The 20,679-nt window shown below is 59.2% G+C and carries 23 protein-coding genes and 1 pseudogene; 18 read left to right on the forward strand and 6 right to left on the reverse strand.

The features are described from left to right. The first annotated feature begins 5 nt into the window (after positions 1–5). A complete protein-coding gene (locus tag ACVWXZ_RS03130; protein ID WP_457482140.1) occupies positions 6–1,238 on the forward strand; it encodes a hybrid sensor histidine kinase/response regulator in 1,233 nt (410 codons plus the stop codon). Between the two features lie 35 nt (positions 1,239–1,273). Here ACVWXZ_RS03130 and ACVWXZ_RS03135 read toward each other — a convergent pair whose 3' ends face one another. Then, a complete protein-coding gene (locus ACVWXZ_RS03135; protein ID WP_457439701.1) occupies positions 1,274–1,630 on the reverse strand; it encodes a HesB/IscA family protein in 357 nt (118 codons plus the stop codon). 120 nt (positions 1,631–1,750) lie between these two features. On the opposite strand from ACVWXZ_RS03135, the pseudogene ACVWXZ_RS03140 reads away from it, so the two are divergent. From ACVWXZ_RS03140 to dusB, 6 genes and pseudogenes are all read left to right on the forward strand, one after another. Next, positions 1,751–1,934, forward strand: a pseudogene (locus ACVWXZ_RS03140) (hypothetical protein); the annotation flags it as partial. Positions 1,935–2,019: 85 nt separating this feature from the next. Then, on the forward strand, positions 2,020–3,006 hold the full coding sequence (gene rnz / locus ACVWXZ_RS03145) for a ribonuclease Z (protein ID WP_457385202.1): 987 nt from the start codon (positions 2,020–2,022) through the stop codon (positions 3,004–3,006). Positions 3,007–3,035: 29 nt separating this feature from the next. Beyond that, on the forward strand, positions 3,036–3,899 hold the full coding sequence (locus ACVWXZ_RS03150) for an RDD family protein (protein ID WP_457441735.1): 864 nt from the start codon (positions 3,036–3,038) through the stop codon (positions 3,897–3,899). 91 nt (positions 3,900–3,990) lie between these two features. Beyond that, positions 3,991–4,185, forward strand: coding sequence for a 50S ribosomal protein L33 (gene rpmG / locus ACVWXZ_RS03155; protein WP_011433240.1), 195 nt, complete (start codon positions 3,991–3,993; stop codon positions 4,183–4,185). Between the two features lie 29 nt (positions 4,186–4,214). Next, positions 4,215–4,430, forward strand: a complete 216-nt coding sequence (rpsR, locus tag ACVWXZ_RS03160; RefSeq protein ID WP_011433239.1) for a 30S ribosomal protein S18 — start codon at positions 4,215–4,217, stop codon at positions 4,428–4,430. A 16-nt stretch (positions 4,431–4,446) separates the two neighbouring features. Continuing rightward, positions 4,447–5,532 carry a tRNA dihydrouridine synthase DusB gene (gene dusB / locus ACVWXZ_RS03165; protein ID WP_414417759.1) on the forward strand — a complete coding sequence of 362 codons (1,086 nt, stop codon included), beginning with the start codon at positions 4,447–4,449 and terminating at the stop codon, positions 5,530–5,532. Between the two features lie 81 nt (positions 5,533–5,613). On the opposite strand, the gene leuB is transcribed toward dusB, so the two are convergent. The 3 genes from leuB to petB form a co-directional block, all read right to left on the reverse strand. Next, a complete protein-coding gene (gene leuB / locus ACVWXZ_RS03170; RefSeq protein ID WP_457402554.1) occupies positions 5,614–6,729 on the reverse strand; it encodes a 3-isopropylmalate dehydrogenase in 1,116 nt (371 codons plus the stop codon). A gap of 207 nt (positions 6,730–6,936) precedes the next feature. Further along, positions 6,937–7,449 (reverse strand): cytochrome b6-f complex subunit IV, encoded by a 513-nt coding sequence (gene petD, locus ACVWXZ_RS03175; RefSeq protein WP_011433236.1) that lies wholly within the window; start codon positions 7,447–7,449, stop codon positions 6,937–6,939. 98 nt (positions 7,450–7,547) lie between these two features. After that, positions 7,548–8,195, reverse strand: coding sequence for a cytochrome b6 (gene petB, locus ACVWXZ_RS03180; protein WP_041436518.1), 648 nt, complete (start codon positions 8,193–8,195; stop codon positions 7,548–7,550). A gap of 189 nt (positions 8,196–8,384) precedes the next feature. On the opposite strand from petB, the gene ACVWXZ_RS03185 reads away from it, so the two are divergent. From ACVWXZ_RS03185 to ACVWXZ_RS03200, 4 genes are all read left to right on the forward strand, one after another. Further along, positions 8,385–9,662, forward strand: coding sequence for a S41 family peptidase (locus ACVWXZ_RS03185; RefSeq protein ID WP_457402556.1), 1,278 nt, complete (start codon positions 8,385–8,387; stop codon positions 9,660–9,662). Between the two features lie 155 nt (positions 9,663–9,817). After that, positions 9,818–10,372 carry a phycobiliprotein lyase gene (locus ACVWXZ_RS03190; protein ID WP_414400675.1) on the forward strand — a complete coding sequence of 185 codons (555 nt, stop codon included), beginning with the start codon at positions 9,818–9,820 and terminating at the stop codon, positions 10,370–10,372. A 98-nt stretch (positions 10,373–10,470) separates the two neighbouring features. Continuing rightward, positions 10,471–10,995, forward strand: a complete 525-nt coding sequence (locus ACVWXZ_RS03195; protein WP_414389191.1) for a hypothetical protein — start codon at positions 10,471–10,473, stop codon at positions 10,993–10,995. Positions 10,996–11,432: 437 nt separating this feature from the next. Further along, positions 11,433–12,773, forward strand: coding sequence for a hypothetical protein (locus ACVWXZ_RS03200; protein WP_457482141.1), 1,341 nt, complete (start codon positions 11,433–11,435; stop codon positions 12,771–12,773). 123 nt (positions 12,774–12,896) lie between these two features. Here ACVWXZ_RS03200 and ACVWXZ_RS03205 read toward each other — a convergent pair whose 3' ends face one another. Next, on the reverse strand, positions 12,897–13,214 hold the full coding sequence (locus tag ACVWXZ_RS03205; RefSeq protein ID WP_414421662.1) for a DUF3067 family protein: 318 nt from the start codon (positions 13,212–13,214) through the stop codon (positions 12,897–12,899). Between the two features lie 183 nt (positions 13,215–13,397). Between ACVWXZ_RS03205 and ACVWXZ_RS03210 the strand changes: the two genes are divergently transcribed. Further along, the gene (locus ACVWXZ_RS03210; protein WP_414351678.1) at positions 13,398–13,916 is read left to right on the forward strand and encodes a cytochrome b6-f complex iron-sulfur subunit; all 519 of its coding nucleotides are present in this window, start codon (positions 13,398–13,400) and stop codon (positions 13,914–13,916) included. Positions 13,917–14,038: 122 nt separating this feature from the next. Continuing rightward, positions 14,039–15,022, forward strand: a complete 984-nt coding sequence (locus tag ACVWXZ_RS03215; RefSeq protein WP_457402560.1) for an apocytochrome f — start codon at positions 14,039–14,041, stop codon at positions 15,020–15,022. Positions 15,023–15,183: 161 nt separating this feature from the next. Here the strand turns inward: ACVWXZ_RS03215 and ACVWXZ_RS03220 are convergent, their stop codons facing one another. Next, positions 15,184–15,996: a PhzF family phenazine biosynthesis protein gene (locus ACVWXZ_RS03220; RefSeq protein ID WP_457402613.1), complete on the reverse strand. Its 813-nt coding sequence runs from the start codon at positions 15,994–15,996 to the stop codon at positions 15,184–15,186. Between the two features lie 214 nt (positions 15,997–16,210). Between ACVWXZ_RS03220 and groES the strand changes: the two genes are divergently transcribed. The 5 genes from groES to ACVWXZ_RS03245 all read left to right on the forward strand — a co-directional run bounded on the left by groES (position 16,211) and on the right by ACVWXZ_RS03245 (position 20,644). Next, positions 16,211–16,522 (forward strand): co-chaperone GroES, encoded by a 312-nt coding sequence (gene groES / locus ACVWXZ_RS03225; protein ID WP_011433225.1) that lies wholly within the window; start codon positions 16,211–16,213, stop codon positions 16,520–16,522. A 90-nt stretch (positions 16,523–16,612) separates the two neighbouring features. Continuing rightward, positions 16,613–18,247, forward strand: coding sequence for a chaperonin GroEL (gene groL / locus ACVWXZ_RS03230; RefSeq protein ID WP_011433224.1), 1,635 nt, complete (start codon positions 16,613–16,615; stop codon positions 18,245–18,247). A gap of 50 nt (positions 18,248–18,297) precedes the next feature. Next, positions 18,298–18,492: a hypothetical protein gene (locus ACVWXZ_RS03235; RefSeq protein WP_414400084.1), complete on the forward strand. Its 195-nt coding sequence runs from the start codon at positions 18,298–18,300 to the stop codon at positions 18,490–18,492. Positions 18,493–18,583: 91 nt separating this feature from the next. Beyond that, positions 18,584–19,378, forward strand: a complete 795-nt coding sequence (locus ACVWXZ_RS03240) for a DUF429 domain-containing protein (protein ID WP_457482142.1) — start codon at positions 18,584–18,586, stop codon at positions 19,376–19,378. A 102-nt stretch (positions 19,379–19,480) separates the two neighbouring features. Beyond that, positions 19,481–20,644, forward strand: coding sequence for a GuaB3 family IMP dehydrogenase-related protein (locus ACVWXZ_RS03245; protein ID WP_457482143.1), 1,164 nt, complete (start codon positions 19,481–19,483; stop codon positions 20,642–20,644). The last annotated feature ends 35 nt before the right edge of the window (positions 20,645–20,679 follow it).

The following is a 20,679-nucleotide window of genomic DNA, read 5'->3' on the forward strand; positions in this document are numbered from 1 at the left end:
TGCCTATGCTGAGGCCTAATCCCCATCCTCCGGCCAGCTCGCCGGCGGTTCCTGAGGCCCAGGCGGGATCCCCCTCTCCTGAAAAGAAGCCGTTGTTGTTGATCGCGGACGATGAGCCCAGCCAGCGACTCTTGGTTCGCTACGCCCTTGAGCGAGAAGGCTACCAAGTCCTGGAAGCCAGCAGCGGCGAAGTCTGTCTGCAGCTAGCCGCTCAACACCCAGTGGATATGGTCTTGCTGGATGCGGTCATGCCGGATGTGGATGGGTTTGAGTGCTGTCGCCGCCTCCATGCTCAAAACTCGGATCTGCCCATTCTCATCGTCACGGCGCTGGAAGATGAGTCCTGCGTGGATGAAGCCTTTGCTGCCGGGGCCAGCGATTACATTTCCAAACCCATTCGCTGGTCGGTTTTGAAGCGGCGCATCCGCCACCTGATCCAGGCCAGCCAAGCCCAACGCCACCTGCGGGAACTCAACCAAGCCCTAGAAGCCAAAGTGCAGGAACGTACCGCCCAGCTGGCCTGCCAGGTGCAGGATCTGCAGCAGCTCAGCCGCCTTAAGGATAGCTTTCTGGCCAGCGTTTCCCACGAGCTGCGCACTCCCCTCACCAAGATCAAGTTGGCCCTGGAACTGTTGGGCCGCACTCCTCTCAACGAGAAGCAGTGCCAATACCACCGCATCGCTTTGGAAGAGTGTCAGGCTGAAATTGAGCTGATCAACAAGTTGCTGGATCTGCAGGGCCTGGAAGCCAAAGAGTTGAGCTCTGCGGCTGCCGCCATCGATCTCCACAGCTTTTGCACAAGCCTACTCAATGGGGTGCGAGAACGGGCTCAGGCTCGGCAACTAAAGCTGGAGATGGCGGAGCTGACCTCATTCCCGGCAGTGCTCTACAGCTACCCGCAGCAGCTAACCCTGATCCTGAAGGAACTGCTGGAAAATGCCTGCAAGTTTACCCAGCCGGGCGGAACCCTCCGCTTGGAGGTGCAAGCCTTTCCCGGTGGGGTTGAGCTAAGGATTGGCAACACCGCCCAAATCGAGCCTGAACACCTGCCCCACCTTTTCGAACGCTTTTACCGGGTGCCCTCTGAGGATCCCTGGGCGCAGCCGGGCAGCGGCCTTGGACTGGCCTTGGTGAAGCAGTGGGTGGAGTATCTGCAGGGCCAAGTCCGGGTCACCAGCCAGAAGGGATGGACTTGGTTTGTCCTTTGGCTGCCCAGCCTAGAGCCCTCCAACCGTTGACGCCCAAAGGCGGGTGGGAGGCAGCGATTGAGACTTTAGTGACCAACGACAGCAGCAGTCTCAGCAGTGGCAAAGGAGGTGCCACACCCACAACTGGCGACTGCGTTGGGGTTCCTGAAGCGGAAACCGCCCCCCAGCAGATCCTCGGAAAAATCGACGGTGGTGCCGCTGATCAAGGTCATGCTCAAGGGATCCACCGCCACCTGGATATCCCCAAAGTCGAAGGTGTGATCGTCAGGGTTGGCCTGAGACTCGAAGTTCATTACGTAAGAGAGGCCAGAGCAGCCGCTCGGCTTGACCCCCAGACGCAGGATGGGCTGGGATCCCTCTTTTTCGTACTTGCTGCGCAGGCGCTTCAACTCTTGGATGGCGCTATCGGTCAGGGTGATCATGACGAGAAGGCTCAAGGGTACGTTCTACTCCCCATCCTATCAAGGGTTTTTTCTCGGCCAGCGAGAGCATGACTCTAGTCAATAATAAGCTCAACTATACTGAAAATAATGTATAATATGTTCAGTACGGATTACTACCAGTTGATCTTTCTGTTTACTTTCGAGTCTGCCAACATGGTAGCCAAAGCAAAGCAGAAAATTGGTAGTAAGACGACACGGAAACTGCGCTTTGGGTATTCTACTCAAAGCTTTGCGGGATACCGCCATTCTGGTTGGAAACAAACAGAATGCTATCGCTGCATAGTTGAACAGTGATGTTCAGCAGTGTTCAGCGTAAATGTATCAGCAATTGGTAAGCTAGGGATCCCAATCCCTGAGGTCTTGCCCCTGTGACAGATCCCAATGCCATTCGGATCACCTTTTTGGGCACCAGCTCCGGCATGCCCACCCGCCAGCGCAATGTCTCTGGGGTGGCGGTGCAGTTTCCCCAGCGGTCGGAATGGTGGCTGTTCGATTGTGGCGAGGGCACCCAGCACCAGTTGCTGCGCCTAGACGAGCTGCGCCCCAGCCAGTTGCGCCGCATTTTCATCACCCACATGCACGGGGATCACATCTACGGCCTGCCGGGGCTGTTGGCCTCCTGTGGCTTGGGCAGCACCCCTGAGCACATCGATATCTACGGCCCGCCGGGCCTGGAAGAGTACCTGAAGGCCGTGTTGCGCTACAGCGAGACGCGCATCCCCTACGGCTTCCGCGTTCACACCGTCGAAACCGGTCTCATCCTGCAAGAGCCGGAATACTCCGTCTTCTGCGCGCCCTTGGATCACCGGGTGCCCGCCTTCGGCTACCGCGTGGTGGAACAGGATCGGCCAGGCAGCTTCAATGCAGCCAAAGCCCAAGCCGATGGGATCCCCTTTGGCCCTCTGTATGGGCAGCTCAAGGCCGGCCAATCCATCATCTGGCAGGGCCGCTGCTTTCACGGACGGGATTATGTCGGGGATCCCATTCCGGGCCGCAAATTCTCCTACTGCACCGACACGATTTTCTGCCGCAACGCCGTCGATCTCTCCCGGGCTGCGGATCTGGTCATCCACGAGGCTACCTACGCTCAGGCTGACTTGGAGCTGGCCCGCCGCTCTAAGCATTCCACCGCCGCCATGGCCGCCCAAGTGGCCGCCGAAGCCAAGGCCCAAGCTTTGATCCTCACCCACTTCAGCCCCCGCTACACCCCAGAAGCCCCCATTACCTTGGAAGACCTGCTGGCAGAAGCTCAGGCCATTTTTCCCAATACCCTGCTGGCCCGCGATCGGCTGACCTACGAGATCCCCCGTCGCAGCCCCTCCCCTCTGCCGGTGGGTGTGGGCTTGCCTCGCTAGAATGGTAGAACTGACTGTCTCAACCGGCAATGACGGATCCCAGACCCTACCCCGAACGTCCCCAATTTCCAGAGCGGCCCAAAACCGAACAACTGGATCAAACTGCCAACGAGTGGCGAACCTTCAGCGCTTTGCCCCCTGCCACTTCTCTGCCCCCGGTTCAAGCCGAGCGGCCAGCCCCGCAAACGGCTGCTGAGGGGGAAACCCTGCCAAAATTGGCTCCCTGGAGTAAACGAATTGGGGCTTTTGCCCTCGACTTTGGGCTGGGGCTGGGGATCTCCTACCTAGCCCAAGGCTTGGCTGCTCTGGTAGGGGCCAATGCAGGCGCCGTGGACATGACCGGCTATCTCGCCTTCTTCGCCACCTGGCTGGTGAACCGCGGCTATTTCCAATCCCGTCCTGAGGGCCAAAGCCTCGGCAAATGGCTGCTGAACATCAAAACCCTGGATCCCGAAACCGAAGCCTCGCCGCACCTGGTTCGTTCTCTGGCTCGAGAGGGAGTGCTCTCCCTCTTTGTGCTCACGGAGGCCCTGCTGGTGCCTCTGGCTGCGGATGGGCTGTTTGCCGTCTTCGACAAGGAAAAACGCCAAACCATTCACGACCGCGCCGGACGCACCCTAGTGGTGGAAGCGGAGCGGGGCTATCACCTGGATGAAAAAGTCTTGCGGTTTTTGCAGGACATCCTAGAGGGGGACGCTGCTGACGACGTCAAATCGGCTGCTCGCGACCTGCTGCGCCAAGCCCAGCGCAATGACACCGTGCGGGATCTGTCCAAGCAGTTGCAGCGCCTGAGCAAAGATGTGGATCGCAACGCCCGTAGCCTACGGCAACAAACGGGCAAGCAAGTGAAAACTTGGGTTGATTCCGTCAAGGAAAAGTTGGATAATTGGTGATCGCGCTTATCGAGGTAAACCCCCACCTCCAGCCTCAGGATCTGGGATTGCAGTTTCCTCATTGCCGTTTACCTTCGTCTTGGGATCCGTCATGGCCAAAGCAAAGGGTGCCCGCATCATCATTACTCTGGAGTGCACGGAGTGCCGCACCAACGTCAACAAGCGCTCTCCAGGCGTGAACCGCTACACCACCACCAAAAACCGCCGCAACACAACAGCCCGCTTAGAGCTGAAGAAATTCTGCCCCCACTGCAACCGCCACACCGTCCACAAAGAGATTAAGTAGTTCAAGCCGTTTCGCCGTTCTCCTGACCTATGGTTTACGCTCGCCGCCGCCTGTCTCCCATTAAGCCGGGAGAGCCCATTAGGTACACCGATGTGGAGCTGCTCAAGAAATTTGTTACCGAGCGTGGCAAGATCTTGCCCCGCCGCATCACCGGCCTGACTGCCAAACAACAGCGAGAGCTCACCGCCGCGATCAAACGAGCGCGCATCATGGGTCTTCTTTACTTTGTCAACAAAGAGGGATAGCTTTCTCCGGATCCCAATGGGCCTGCAGCTTTCGCCGGAACTCCAAGCCCGCTTGTCCCAGCCCCTCAATATCGGCGGGGTAAAAGTTTTGAGCCGCGTTTTTCAGGCGCCGCTGTCAGGGGTAACCGACCAAGTCTTTCGAGGGCTGGTGCGCCGTTTTGCCCCCCACAGCTTGGTTTACACGGAAATGGTCAGCGCGACCGGCTTGCGCTATGCCCGCCAGTTGCCCCGCATCATGGAGGTTGGCGAGGGGGAGCAGCCTATTGGCATCCAACTGTTTGATTGTCGGCCCGACTTTCTGGCGGAAGCAGCCCGCATGGCTGTGGACGAAGGGGCGACCTTGGTGGACATCAACATGGGCTGCCCGGTGAACAAGATTACCAAAAACGGCGGCGGCTCTTCTCTGCTCCGCGATCCCGACACGGCAGCGCGAATTGTGGAGGCGGTGGCCAACGCAGTGGAGGTGCCCGTAACCGTGAAAACGCGCCTGGGCTGGTCAGATCAGGAGATCAACATTTTGGATTTTGCCCACCGTCTGCAGGAGGCAGGGGCGCAACTGCTCACCCTGCATGCCCGAACACGCGCCCAAGGCTTCAACGGCAAAGCCCGCTGGGACTGGATCCGCCGCGTCAAACAGCACCTGCGCATTCCCGTCATCGCCAATGGGGATATTTTCTCGACAGCCGCAGCGGTGAAGTGTTTGGAGGAAACCGGCGCCGATGGGGTGATGTGCTCCCGCGGCACCATGGGCTATCCCTTTCTGGTGGGGGAAATCGATCACTTCCTGAAAACCGGTCAAGAAAGACCGGCCCCCACTCCCCTGGAGCGGATTCAAATGGCCTTAGAGCATCTGCGCGGTCTCTGGGAGTACAAGGGAGAACGTGGCATCCGTCAGGCCCGCAAGCACATGACTTGGTACATCAAAGACTTTGCCGGAGCCTCTCAATTCCGTGCTCTCCTCTGTCGCATTGAGACGGTGCAGGAAGGGGAAGCCCTGCTTCTTCAAGCCATGGAGCGCTGCCAAGAAGCCACACCTCGACCGGAAGAGGCCATTAAAACCACCGAGGAGGTCGACCTTCTCCCTGAAGCCGGTTGGGCGTAGCTCCGGTGATCCCTGCAATTGGAAATCGCTTGGAAATCGCCGCACGTCTGCCTTGGCTGTAGCCTGTGGCCCCGAAAAAGGCTATTGCGCCTGCTGCTGGAACAGGGCTGCCACCAACTTTTCCCCCATTTCCTGGCAACCCACTAAAGTCATTCCCTCAGAGTAGAGGTCTGGGGTGCGGTACCCTTGCGCCAAAACGGCTTCTACCGCCTGTTCGATGCGGTCGGCAGCTTGCGGCTGATCCAGGGAGTAGCGGAGCATCAGGGCGCCGGAGAGCACCTGGGCAATGGGGTTGGCTTTGTCTTGTCCGGCAATGTCGGGAGCCGACCCATGTACCGGCTCGTATAGGCCGGGGCCAGAGGATCCCAGAGAGGCAGAGGGCAGCATACCAATAGAGCCGGTCAGCATGGCCGCTTCATCGGAGAGGATATCGCCGAAGAGATTGCCCGTGAGGATGACGTCGAACTGCTTGGGCCAGCGCACCAACTGCATGGCGGCATTGTCGATGTACAGGTGGGAAAGTTCCACCTCCGGGTACTCAGCCGCAATGACATTGACCCGCTCCCGCCACAGTTGCGACACCTCGAGAACGTTGGCTTTGTCCACCGAGCAGAGCTTGCGCCGGCGTTTGCGGGCCAGCTCAAAGGCAACTCGGGCAATCCGATCCACCTCAGCTTCGCTGTAGACCATGGTGTTCACGCCACGCCGGGATCCCTGGGCATCCGTGAAGATTCCCTTGGGCTGGCCGAAGTAAATGCCCCCCGTCAGCTCCCGCACCACCACCAGGTCGATCCCCGAGATCACCTCTGGCTTCAGGGAGGAAGCCCCCACCAGTTGAGGGAAGACTTTTACCGGGCGCAAGTTGGCAAACAGCCCCAGCCCCGCCCTCAAGCCCAACAAGGCCCGCTCCGGGCGTTTCTCAGGAGGCAGAGCGTCATACTTGAAGTCGCCGACAGCAGCCAGATAAACGGCATCGCTCTCTTGAGCCATTTTCAGGGTTTCTGCCGGCAAGGGATCCCCAGTCTGGTCGTAGGCAGCCCCGCCGATTAGGCCCTCTTGCCACTGGAGAGCAAATCCCATCTGCCGGGCAACTGCATCCAAAACGGCTCGTCCCACCCGCATGATTTCGGGGCCGATGCCATCTCCGGCAAGGGCTGTGATCCGATAGGTTCGAGCAGTTGAAGAAGAAGTGCTCATGAGCGGTCAAGCTGAAGATGAGGGCGTAGAGATACTACCATTTCGGCGGACTTGCCCATCCCTTGGCACACAGGTTTGCAGACAACTCCTCTAAAAAGCTCTCCAAAAGAGAAAGTGCAGCCTGGCCACCAACCTGCTGCACTCTGATGGTGATTCTGATGGTGATGATGACGATCAACCCATCAAGCGGGAGTCCCAGATGTTCTTTTAGAACAAGCCCAAGGTGACCCACTTATCCAAGGGCAAGGTGGCACCTATGCCCAGGTAGAGGGTGACCAAGGTGCCGATCAGGAACACCGTTGTCGCCACTGGGCGGCGCAAGGGGTTTTGGAACTTGTTGACGTTTTCGATGAAGGGCACAAACAAGAGACCCACAGGAATGGCAGACATCAGAGCAATTCCCAACAGCTTGTTGGGAGCAATCCGCAGGATGTGGAAGGCGGGGTAGAGATACCATTCCGGCAGAATTTCCAGAGGCGTAGCAAAGGGATCCGCCGGCTCCCCTACACCTGCCGGATCCATGACTGACAGGCCAACGATCACTCCAATAGTGCCCAGGATCACCACCGGAAACATAAAGAGCAAATCGTTGGGCCAAGCGGGCTCACCATAGGTCATGTGGCCCATGTTTTTCTTCAGCTTGGCTACAACTTTGGGGTTGTCTAGATCAACCTTGCGGGTAATGGCCTCGGTCGCTATCACCTGTTTTGAGACAGCCATGAGAGTTCTCCTTATCTAGGGACAAAAGTTCTGAAAAAGGGGCAGTTAGAGATCCCAGTTACCAGGAAAGTCAAAGGCGTCTGGGAGTCAAACCTTGCTCACAAAGGCCCAGAAATGCCTTGGCGGCGGATCATCAAAAAGTGCATGGTCATAAAGACTGCGGTCAGCCAGGGTAGCACGAAAGTGTGCAAGCTGTAGAAGCGAGTCAGGGTAGCTTGACCAACCGCTTCGCCGCCCCGGATCAGTTGCACCAACAAGTCGCCCACCACCGGAATGGCACTGGGCACACCTGAGACGATCTTGACTGCCCAGTAGCCCACCTGATCCCAGGGCAGGGAGTAGCCGGTAACGCCAAAGGAGACGGTCAGCACCGCCAAGATCACGCCGGTTACCCAGGTCAGCTCACGGGGCTTTTTGAATCCCCCTGTCAGATAGACCCGGAAGGTGTGTAGGATCATCATCAGCACCATCATGGAGGCGCTCCAACGGTGGATGGAGCGCAACAGCCAGCCGAAGTTCACCTGGGTCATGATGTAGTTCACCGACTCAAAAGCCTCGGCCACCGTCGGACGATAGTAAAACGTCATGGCGAAGCCGGTGGCAAACTGAATTAAGAAGCACACCAGCGTCACCCCGCCGAGGCAGTAGAAGATGTTAACGTGAGGCGGAATGAATTTTCCCGTTGCGTCGTCGACGAAAGGCGTAATCTCCAGCCGCTCGTCCAACCAGTCGTAAACTTTGCTCATAATGCCTGCAATTCTTGAAATTGGATCTCGAGGGCGGGGCAAGCCCACTCCACTCAGCAATGTAACACAATCTTTTAACACCATCCTGGCGTCGGGCTCAGCTTGGGGACGAAGATCTCGATCCCAGGAGGCCAGGCAAGTTTTCGATATTGCGTTTTGTTCATGTTTCTTAATGTTTTTTTGGGATCGATGGTTGTGCAGAAGCCGAGATACACAGGGATCCGCTGGAGAGGGTGGGGGATCCGCATTGTCTTGCTTGGGTGTTTGCTCTGGGCGAGTTTGGGCATTGGCGCCTGTCCAGGGCAGGCCAGCCGCTGGGGAGAAGAGCAGCAACTGCTGGCGCAGGCTTGGGCCTATGTGGATCGGGCCTATGTGGATCCGGGGTTTAACGGGCAAAACTGGTGGCAGGTGCGGCAACGGTTTCTCTCCCGGCCCTTAAAGGAGCGCAAGCAGACCTATCAGGCCATTGAGGAGATGTTGGCCACTCTGGGGGATCCCTTTACTCGCTTTCTGGATAAAGAGCACTACCTCAGCCTGCAGACCTCCACAGCCGGCGAGCTGAGCGGTGTCGGCTTGCAGATTGCCATCGATGAGCAGGGGGCGGTGCGGGTGATTGCCCCCATGGAAGGCACTCCTGCCGAGCAGGCCGGGATCCAACCCCAGGATGAGATTTTGGCGGTGGATCGGGTGCCGGTGGCGGGGCTGAGCCTGGACGAAGTGGCCGAGCGGATGCGGGGGCGCAGTGGCACGCCGGTTACCTTGAAGCTGAAGCGGCAGGATCGCATTTGGGAGGTGGAGCTGGTACGCCAATCGATCACCATCAACCCCGTGCGCACCCGTTTTTTTGAGCTGCCTCAGGGATCGGTGGCCTACATTCGCCTCAGCCAGTTCAACGGCAATGCTGCCGCTCAAGTCCGCCAAGCCATTCGGGCCGCAGAAGCTCAAGGGGTGCGGGGCTACATTCTCGATTTGCGCAACAATCCGGGGGGACTCTTGCAGGCGGCCATTGAGATCGCCCGCTTCTGGATCCCCAAGGGTGACATTGTGCTGGTGACGGATCGCCACGGCATTCAAGACAGCATTCCCGCCACCGGCGAGGTGCTCACAGAGGCGCCGCTGGTGGTCTTGGTGAACCAGGGCAGCGCCAGTGCCAGTGAAGTGTTGGCCGGGGCACTTCAGGACAGTGGGCGAGCTCAACTGGTGGGAACGCGCACCTTTGGCAAGGGTCTGATTCAATCCCTGCTGGAGCTGGCGGATGGATCGGGGCTGGCGGTGACCACGGCCAAGTACCTTACCCCCAGCGGCCACGACATCCATCGCCAGGGGATCCAGCCCGATGTGGTGGTGGCGGAGGGATCCGTTCCTCTGACGGCGGAAACCTTGGCCGGGCCGGAGGACATCCAGCTCCAGCGAGCCTTGGAGTTGTTGGGGCAGACCCAAGGGATCCCGGTGGCCAAAAGCGGGTGAGGGAGGAGATCCCGCTCCAGACCCAGATCTCAATCGTTGGCATTCAGGATTTGGATTCCTGGTTGTTTTCGATTCGTTTTAGGATCAGAGGCAGGGTTTTCTGGGCCACTTCTCGGCTCCAGCGCCGGTTTCTGACTCTGTCCGCTCCCGCCCGCATGAACGCTATCCAGCAATTTCACCACTTTTTCAACTGCTGCATTGGGGCTTGGCGCACAGAGCGCACCTACCATTACCTAGACCGTGGCGAGGTGGAGCGCTCCCGCACCGAGTTCACCATTCGCACTCTCACCCCTGAGCTCAAGCACAAGGTGCTCACCGACAACAACTACCCCAACCACAACGTGGATGGTTTTTTGGGCTTTCACTTGGCTTTTGAGACCGTTTCCGAAACGGGGGAGGAGGCCGGGCAAGAGCTGAACATGCTGTTCGTCCCTCGGCAGGAAACCCCCCTGGGGCTGCAGGGAGACTACCTGCGGGATCGGGCCTACGAGGAAGATCGCCCGATGGTGGCGGCTTTCCGGTTTGATCCTGGATCCCTGCAACTGGTGATGACCACCACCTACACTCGTGTGGTTGCTGTAGATACCATCACTCTACTGAATCCGCGCCTGCGCCTGCGGCAGATCCTTACCTACCAACGTCCCCCTCAGGGTCAGCCTTTGCAGGAGCTGTTGCTGGTGGGGTTTGGGGTAGAACAGAAGCTGACGTGACCTACTCCCGCACTCATGCTGATGCAAAGCGCTCCGCGCCGCTAAAGCGAGAGAGGACGGGGCTTCCCGGCGGTCTAGCTAACCTGCGGATCCTGAGCATGACGCTTCCCAAAGACCTGAGATTGTCTCAGCACTTGGCTCTGATCCAGTTGAGGTTCGAGCGAGGACAATACCGGCAGGCGCTAGAGGAGGTTAAGCAGGCCCAAAGCCGCTATCCGCAGTCGGGTAAGCTACGGCTCTGGCAGGCCCTGGCCCAAGAAGCCCTTGGCGAAACGCAGGAGGCCATCCTGTTGGCCCAAACCTTGCTGCGCAACCCAGATCCAGAAGTTGCCCAGCAGGCTCGCTATGTCTTGGGCATCTGGCAAGCCCCTCGTCTGCGGCGTCCAGCGGAGTGGTTGAGCGAAATTCCCGATCTCAGCCGGCTGGAGGAAGCTGATCCCCCAGAGTACCGCTTGGCCTATGGGCGCTCCCAACGCAAAGGCCCTTCCCCAAGATCTGGCGCTCCTTCTGGGGATCCCCTCAGCCGCCGGGCAGCGGATCCCCCGCTGGACACTAAGCCCCTCATCTGGGTGTTGATCGGGATCCTCTCGACCCTGCTGGCCGTGATGGCTTGGCTGCCCTAGAGGGGGGTATAACCCTCGCCGCTGCTGGGTTAGTGGGGAGCATGCCTCTAACCCCCAAAACCCTGAACTTTGCTGAATTTACTGAGCTTTAGGCGGTTTGGCAAAAGTCATTGAGAGGGATATAGTAGACCAAGTTTCCCCCTGATCCTTGAGTCCACCGCAACGGTTGCCGGGAAGTGAAGGGGGAAAGCGCTCGGGGGGTATTCCTCAGGGCTTTGCGGGATACCGCCTTCCTGTTTGGACTCCGTCCCGCTGACGCGAACAGAGATAGGCAGGATGCGATCGCTTCTTTCCTGAACCATGTTCAGGAGAGTTCAGCGTGAATGTATCAGATACTGGGAATAGAGGAGACGCTAGGTCTAGCTCAGGGGAGCGGATCTGCGTCCAGGGATCCCGACAGGCTCCTCGGCAATTGGGGCAGAAAGCGGAGGTTAAGAGTGGCTACACAAACATTGGTGATGGATGCAGTGGAGCAGTTGGGCCTGCGGGTCACGCTGGGAGATATTGCATCCAGCACGGGCTTGGCTCTACACGAGGCCAAACAAGAGCTGCTGAATTTGGCCCAAAAGGCGGAGGGGCATCTCCAGGTTTCCCGGCAGGGGGAGATTACCTACGTTTTTCCACCGGATTTTCGCAGCATTCTCAAGCGCAAGGAGCAGCAGGATCGGCTAGCAGCCCTGCGTCGCCGGTTGTGGGGGGGCTTCCTCTATGGGTTGCGCATCTCCTTTGGCATTCTGCTGGTGGTGTCAATTGTCTTGATTGTCCTAGCGTTGATTGCCTTGCAAATGGCCAGCAGCCGCGAGCAGGACAATCGCAGCCGATCGCGGGGGATAGGGTTTTATTACTTCCCCAACCTTTGGATCGGCAACCCCTTCTGGGATCCCTATCCCTACTATGGCAGCTACTCCGGTCGGACGCGCCCCCACCAGCCGCAAAAATCCGAGCTGAACTTCCTGGAAGCGGTGTACAGCTTCCTCTTTGGGGACGGGGATCCCAATGCCAACCTGGAGGAGGAGCGCTATGCCCTCATTGGCCAACTGATTCGTGCCAATGGGGGGGTGATCGCAGCGGAACAGGTGTTGCCCTACCTGGATGTGGAGCCGGGATCCCCGGCCTTGGAATACGAAGATTACATGCTGCCCATTTTGCTCAAGTTCGACGGCCAGCCGGAGGTCAGCGAGGATGGGGACATTGTCTACCGCTTCCCAGAGCTGCAGGTGGCCGCCTCAGAGCGCAAGCCCAAGGGGATCCCTGAGGTGTTGCAGGAGAAACCTTGGGTGTTCAGCCGGGCCACGCCTGGTCAACTGACCCTGGCAGGAGGCTTGGGAGTTCTCAATTTCTTTCTGGCCGCCATTCTCTATGGGGCACGGGAGGAGGTGGCAGCGGCAGCCGGCAGCAATGCTTTTTTGGCCTTCATCTACCCGTTGATCGGCTTCCTCTTCCTCTACGGCACGCTGTTTTTGGCGGTGCCCGCCGTTCGGTGGTTGACCTTGCAAATCCGCAACCAGGGAGTGGAGCGTCGCAATCGTGTCCGGCAGCTTTGGCGAGAGCATCTGCAGCATCCCACAGAGGCGCTGCTGCGCAAACTCAACTTTGCCCGCCGCTTCCGCCGTCAAGAAGTTGTGCCAGAGTCGGACACCATTTACTCAACCGACCGGGATTTGATCGAGCAGCGGGACTACCGTCTGGACGAGCCGGCATTCCGCCAACTTTTGGAATCCAAAGCTCAGCAGGATCGCCCCGAAACCGAACAAGTGCGCAAGCCGCGTCCCCTCTAGAGAGGTCATGGCCGTTGGGCAAACTCCCGGTCTGCCGTTTGAGCTGAGACCCATTCGAGTTTCTTGCCCAGCCGGAGAATCCGGCGCTTGGGTTTGCTTGGACTTTTTTCTCCCCCGGAGAACTCACAGCAACCACTCGGAGACCCGCTCCCCCACCTTCTGCAAATCCAGAGGAATGGCCACCGCCTTGCCCATACGAGGTCTCTGACGGGTGGCTTCGATTTCCCGACGCACCGCTTCCCACACCCCCCAAGCCTGCAAATGGGCCAGCACGTTCTCCAAGTGGGCCAGATACTCCGCCTCGCTCAAGGGAAAGGAGGGCTGCTCCAGGTAGCGCCACATCACCAGCAGCACCACCTTCTGCTGGATACGGCGCAACTGTACGTCGTAGGAACAGCCCCACTTCTCGCGCAACAAAGCTTGAAAGTCGGATCCCTTCATCAGACTTGTCTGAGGCTGGCTTGGATCTGGCTCCAATCGCGCTGGGTGGGCCGCTCACCTTGGGAAGGAAGGCCACGGCCTCTTACAGCGTTGCATTTCTTAACGATATTGGCCAGAGGGGTCGGTTAGGATGATGTCGCTTGTCAACGAACGTTAAAACTTCTCAGGTCTGCATTTGCCATTATGACGGAAGCGGTTAGCAACTTTGAAGCGCCCCCCATGAGCCGGCGGGTTCTTCTCAATGCCCTGCTCAGCGGCTCTGTGGGAGTCGTGGTGGTGGGCGCCCTCTACCCGGTGGTGAAGTACTTTATCCCGCCCTCTTCCGGTGGAGGGGGTGAGGGCCTCATAGCTCAGGACGCTCTCGGCAAGCCCATCAGTGTCAGTGAGCTGTTGGCCACCCATGCTGCCACGGACCGGGTGCTGGCCCAAGGTTTGAAAGGGGATCCCACCTACATCGTGATCGACAACGGGGCGGTGGCCAACTATGGCCTCAACGCGGTTTGTACCCACCTCGGTTGCGTGGTGCCCTGGAATGTGGGGGAAAACTTGTTTAAGTGCCCTTGCCACGGATCCCAGTATGCGGCCAATGGCAAGGTGATCCGGGGACCGGCTCCCCGCTCGCTGGAGCTGGTGAGCGCCACTGTGGATGGCGACAACGTCCGCTTCAGCCCTTGGCAAGGCCCCGATTTCCGGGAAACCTAAAGGGCAAGGGATCCCGCTGGCTGTGCCGGCTTTTGCCGAACGATTTGGGGCAAATTGTCGAGATGGCTGTTCCAAGACTGTGTCCTAAACCTGTGATGGAAATTCATTCTGAGCTGAGAGTTATGAAGCGAATCTGCTTGGCCTTCTGTGGGCTGCTGCTGTTGCTGGGGATGGGGGCACGTCCGGCGGCAGCCTACCCCTACTATGCCCAGATGGCCTACGACAACCCCCGCGAGGCGACTGGAAAAATTGTCTGTGCCAACTGCCACCTGAACGCCATGCCCACTCGCGCCGAGGTGCCCCAGGCCGTCACCCCCGGCCAGGTGTTCACCATCAAAGTTGGGATCCCTTATGACCTGAGCAAGCAGCAGGTGCTGGCAGACGGCAGCAAGGGTGGGTTGAATGTGGGCGCGGTGGTGGTCTTGCCGGAGGGCTTCCGTTTAGCCACCGAAGCCGAGATGACCGAGGAACAACGGCAAGAAACTGCCGAGACCTACATCACCCCCTACAGCGACGCGAAGCCCAACATCCTCCTGGTCGGGCCTTTGCCGGGCGAGCAGCATCAAGAAATCGTCTTTCCAGTGGTGGCCCCTGACCCGAAAGAGGATCCCTCGGTGGCCTTCATGAAGTATCGCGTTTACATCGGGGCCAACCGAGGTCGCGGTCAGCTTAACCCCGACGGCAGCCTCAGCAACAACAACGTTTTCCGCGCTCCGGCCACCGGGCGTCTAGTCAACATCGCCACCCTCAACTCCGATATCAGCGATCTGCCGGCTGAATTGGCCAGCCTGGTGCCCCCGGAATACGAGCTGCCGGGCACGCGGGTTCTCAGCTTCGAGAGCGAAAGTGGGATCCAAAACCTGGTGGTGCCGCCTGGGCCGGAACTGGTGGTTGCTGTTGGCGACAGCGTCAAAGAAGGGGATCCCGTCACCAACAATCCCAATGTGGGCGGCTTTGGCCAGGTGGAGCGGGATCTGGTGCTGCAAAGCCCGGAGCGGGTGAAATGGCTGGTGGCTTTCCTGGCAGCCGTTACGATTGCCCAGCTCTTATTGGTGCTCAAGAAAAAGCAGGTGGAGCTCATTCAAGCCGCCGAAATCCTTGGCTAGCTCAAGCTCTTTCCTGGCCTGCACCTCGGAGGTATCCGAGGTGTTTTTTGTTCTGTAGGGCTGATAGCAGTCGTGGTTTTTATTACCATCTATTTCAACTGCTCGCCCTAGCGGGCCGGAGGCCTTGTTCCCTGCCGCTAGCACCCTAGTCGACAACGGTTCTAAGGCAGCCTCAGCTCTCCTCTGATCACCAGCACCGCTTGCCCAGCAATCTCCACCCGTGAGCCTCGATCTCGGCACCACAGCTCGCCCCCGCGGGCCGAGAGCTGGTGAGCCTTCAAATCAAGTCGGCCCAGGCGTTTGGCCCAATAGGGCATCAAAAGACACTGGGCGGATCCCGTCACCGGATCCTCCGGGATCCCCAGCCGAGGGGCAAAAACGCGGCAGACGAAATCCGGCCCATCCTCTAGATCCGACCCAGAGGCTGTGACGATCAACCCCGGAACGGGGAGTGCTTGAACCTGGGCCAGATCCGGTTGCACCTGCTGCACCTGTCCCGCCGAAGCCAGCACCGCCACCCCCATACCCCCGCGGTACAGCTCCACAGGTGGGATCCCCAAAGCCGCTGCCACCTGCTCCTTGGCTTCTGGCCAAGGTTCCGGACTGCGAGCAGGAAAATCCATGGCCAGGCGATCCCCTTGCCGCCGCACCTGCAACAGGCCACTGCGGGTGGAAAAGGCTACCCTCTCCGCCTCAGGATGCACCTCGGTGAACAGCACATGGGCACCAGCCAAGGTGGCGTGGCCACAGAGATCCACCTCCGTCGTCGGCGTAAACCAGCGCAGCCCATAGTGGGGAACCTCGCCCTGGGATCCCTGGGGAAGTAAAAAAGCCGTCTCCGATACATTGTTCTCCGCCGCAATGGCTTGCATCAGCGCCTCTGGCAACTCCTGGGGCAGCAGACACACCGCTGCCGGATTGCCGCCGAAAGGCACCGCCGTAAATGCATCCACCTGAAAAAACGGGATCCACACCTTCTCAACCAAGCCCAACTCAGGTCATGATCCCACAGCAGACCCCAAAGTAGGGGGATCCGCACCCCGACCGCACCTGCCAAAAGCGGGATCCCGCTGACAAAGGCTATTGTCAGGCCAGAAAGTTGGCTGATAAACTAGCACTCGTAAGTCGAGAGTGCTAAGTCGCTTCCCCTCGGGAAGCGGAATTAATGGAAAGAGGAGGACATTCGTCATGGCTGCAGTGGCTCTTAACGTCTCTACCCTGAAGCCGCTGGGCGACCGCGTGCTGGTCAAAATCGCTCAGCAGGACGAGAAAACCGCAGGTGGGATCTTCTTGCCGGACACTGCCAAGGAAAAGCCCCAGGTGGGGGAAGTGGTTGCTGTTGGCCCTGGCAAGCGCAACGACGAGGGCAAGCTGATCCCGATGGAACTGAAAGCCGGCGACAAAGTGCTCTACTCCAAGTATGCCGGAACCGAAGTCAAGCTGGGCAGCGATGAATATGTGCTGTTGGCCGAGCGGGACATTCTCGCCATTGTTCAGTAATGGTCAGTGATTCAGCAGCAGTTCAACGAACGATTGAATCCTTGAGACTCTATTTCACCCTTACCTGCATTTGCATCGGAGAGGTTGACTATGGCCAAATCAATCATCTTCAGTGAAGAAGCCCGTCGCGCTCTAGAGCACGGCATGGATATCTTGGCAGAAGCCGTAGCCGTTACCCTGGGTCCCAAAGGGCGCAACGTCGTGCTGGAGAAGAAGTTTGGCGCCCCCCAAATCATCAACGACGGGGTAACCATTGCCAAAGAAATCGAGCTGGAAGACCACATTGAGAACACCGGCGTCTCCTTGATCCGGCAGGCGGCTTCCAAGACCAATGACACGGCTGGGGATGGCACCACCACGGCCACGGTCTTGGCCCACGCCATGGTGAAGGAAGGTCTGAAAAACGTGGCTGCCGGCGCCAACCCAATTGCCCTGAAGCGAGGGATCGACAAGGCGGTGAAGTTTTTGGTAGACAAAATCGCCGAGCATGCCCGCCCGGTCGAAGATTCCAAAGCCATTGCCCAGGTGGCGGCCATTTCCGCCGGTAACGATGAAGAAGTGGGCCGTATGATTGCCGAGGCCATGGACAAGGTGGGCCGCGAAGGGGTGATCTCCCTGGAAGAAGGCAAGTCCATGACCACCGAGCTGGAAGTGACGGAAGGGATGCGCTTCGACAAGGGCTACATCTCTCCTTACTTCGTCACCGATACCGAGCGGATGGAGGCGGTTCTGGAAAACCCCTACATCCTCATCACCGACAAGAAGATCACCCTGGTTCAAGACCTGGTACCGGTTTTGGAGCAAGTGGCTCGCGCCGGTCGTCCCCTGCTGATTATCGCCGAAGACATTGAGAAAGAAGCGCTGGCCACCCTGGTGGTGAACAAGCTGCGGGGTGTGCTGAGCGTGGTGGCGGTGAAAGCGCCTGGCTTTGGGGATCGCCGCAAGGCCATGCTGGAAGACATCGCCATCCTGACCGGTGGTGAGGTAATCAGCGAAGAGCGCGGCCTGAAGCTGGAGAACGCTCGCCTCGATTCCTTCGGCACTGCCCGTCGCGTCACGGTAACCAAAGACAATACCACCATCGTGGCGGAAGGCAACGAAGCGGCCGTGAAAGCCCGTTGCGAGCAAATTCGTCGCCAAATTGAGGAAACCGACTCCACCTACGACAAAGAAAAACTGCAAGAGCGCCTGGCCAAGCTCTCCGGCGGTGTAGCGGTGATCAAAGTGGGCGCGGCCACTGAAACCGAGATGAAAGACCGCAAGTTGCGCCTGGAAGATGCCATCAACGCCACCAAAGCGGCGGTAGAAGAAGGGATCGTTCCCGGCGGCGGTACCACCTTGGCACACCTGATCCCAGTGGTAACCGAGTGGGCGCAAGCCAACCTGTCCGGCGATGAACTGGTGGGGGCCAACCTGGTCGCCCGCGCTCTGGGCGCTCCGCTGCGCCGCATTGCTGAGAACGCCGGCCAAAACGGCTCCATTGTGCTGGAGCGGGTGAAAGATAAGCCCTTCAACACCGGCTACGATGCTCAGAACGACGCCTTCGTGGATATGTTCGAGGCGGGCATTGTAGACCCGGCCAAGGTTACCCGTTCCGCCCTGCAAAACGCTGCTTCCATTGCGGGGATGGTGCTGACCACTGAAGCGATCGTGGTGGACAAGCCGGAGCCCAAAACCAACACACCGGCAAGCAGCGGCAGCGGCATGAGTGACTACGACTACTAATCCGTTGACCGCCACAGCGAGGTGGATCCCTGAGGCTCACCGAAGAGCCCATGGGCACTTCGCTTCCTGGCCAGGCATCTTGGATGAATCTTTCGGGATCCCCTGGTGGGATCCCTTTTTTATGGATTTTTATTTTTTATCAAGACAGGCGAGCTGGCGGGATCATTCCCAATACCCATGCAACAGCAGCGCAACTGTCTGTGACGTTGATCCCCCTCTACCTTTGGGAGAGGGGCTGGGGGTGAGGGCGCCGGAGCCATGCAATCGGGAACTGCCTCAAACTGGCTCTTGGAAATGGCTTTGATCTGTCGAACTTGAGGAAAAGGGGAAGGCGGTGTGGCTCAGTTGATTTGCATTGGCCTGGATCTGGCCTGGTCAACCCGCAACCCTTCCGGTCTGGCCACGCTGCGAGTCCAGCTCGGGGATCCCGGCAGGCAGAACTTGACAGGCCATCTGGTCGATAGCCGCATTCTCCAAACGGATGAGGAGATCCTGGACTACATTCAAGCTCAGGCGGGAGGGGATCCCTGCTTGGTGGCGGTGGATGCCCCCCTGCGCGTCCCCAACCTCAGCGGACAGCGACGGGCCGAGGCCGAACTGAACCGGGTGTTTCGCGCCTATGCAGCCGGGGCCCACCCAGCCAACCGCCGGCTTCTAGAAAAAAACGGCCAGGTGAGAGGGGAAGCCTTGGTGCAAGCCCTAGCCAGTTATGGCTTTCGGGAGCAGGCCAGCATCGAGCGAGGAAAACTTACCCGCCAAGTGACCGAGGTCTTCCCCCACAGCGCCTTGGTCAGCCTCTTTGGCCTCAGCCGCACTCTAAAATACAAGGCCCGCCCTCGACGCACCTGGCCGGAACGGCAACAAGCTTGGCAACTTTACCAGCATCATCTGCGCTCTCTAGCTGCCGCTGACCCGGCTCTCCAGGATCACGAAGAGCTGCTCCAAGTGGAGGTGGGATCCCTCAAGAGCCGTCGGCTCAAAAACTACGAAGATCAAGTGGATGCGTTGATGTGTGCTTACATCGCCCTCTACGGGTTCCGCTGGGGATCCGAGCGCTGCCGCAGTTTCGGCAACCTGCAAGAAGGGCACATTTTCACGCCCTTGCCCCCTCGAACCTTTGGGGCGGATTGAGACCCGCTCCGGGATCGCAGCCAAGAGAACAAGACTCTCGCTGGCCTTGGATCCCTCCTTGGCGGCATGATAAAAACAAGGGATCCGCAGAACAGGGGAAAAATGGACGTGCAACTGGGCCGCAATCGGCAGGCAAGACGCGCTTACGGGCTGGATGAAATCGCGCTGGCCCCAGGCAGACGAACGCTGGATCCCAGCCTGGTGGATACCCACTTCACTCTGGGAGGGATCCAACGGCAAATCCCCATCATCGCCAGCGCCATGGATGGCGTGGTGGATGTGCGAATGGCCATTTTGCTCTCGGAGCTGGGGGCCTTCGGGGTGCTGAACCTGGATGGGATCCAAACCCGCTACGCCGATCCCGATGAGGTGTTGGATCAGATTGCGTCGGTGGGCAAAGACGAGTTTGTGCCCCTAATGCAGCGCCTCTACAGCGAACCTGTAAAGCCGGATCTGATTCAAGAGCGCATCCGCCAAATCAAGGCCGGTGGCGCCATTGCAGCAGCCAGCAGTGTGCCCGCCCACGCCGCCCAATACGGCCCCCTGGTGGCGGAAGCCGGGGGGGATCTGTTTTTCGTCCAGGCCACGGTGGTTTCCGTTCACCACAAGGTTCCCGAAGGCATGGAACTGCTGGATCTGGCCCGATTTTGCCGGTCAATGCCCATTCCTGTTGTGGTGGGCAACTGTGTTACCTACGATGTCGCTCTGGAGCTGATGCAGGCCGGAGCTGCTGGCGTCTTGGTGGGGATCGGCCCGGGGGCTGCCTGTACCTCCCGCGGCGTGTTGGGGGTGGGGGTACCACAGGCTACAGCGATTGCCGACTGTGCCGCTGCACGGGAGCAGTTTTTGGCGGAAACCGGCGCCTACGTTCCCATCATTGCCGATGGCGGATTGGTGACCGGCGGCGATATTTGCAAGGCCATCGCCTGTGGAGCGGACGCAGTGATGATCGGATCCCCCTTGGCCCGCGCCTATGAGGCCCCCGGTCGCGGCTTTCACTGGGGCATGGCTACCCCCAGCCCCATCTTGCCCCGCGGCACCCGCATCCGCGTGGGATCCACCGGCACCTTGGAAGAAATCTTGCGCGGCCCCGCCCGCCTGGACGACGGTACCCACAACCTCTTGGGCGCCCTGCGCACCAGCATGGCCACCCTGGGGGCTGCCAATCTCCGAGAAATGCAGCAGGTGGAGATCTGCATTGCCCCTTCCCTGCTCACAGAGGGGAAGGTGTACCAGAAGGCGCAGAGCTTGGGTATGGGGAAATAGTCCCTTGGGAATGCTAAACTCGGTGGGCTGGGATC

It is taken from the genome of Thermostichus sp. MS-CIW-38 (assembly GCF_054058415.1).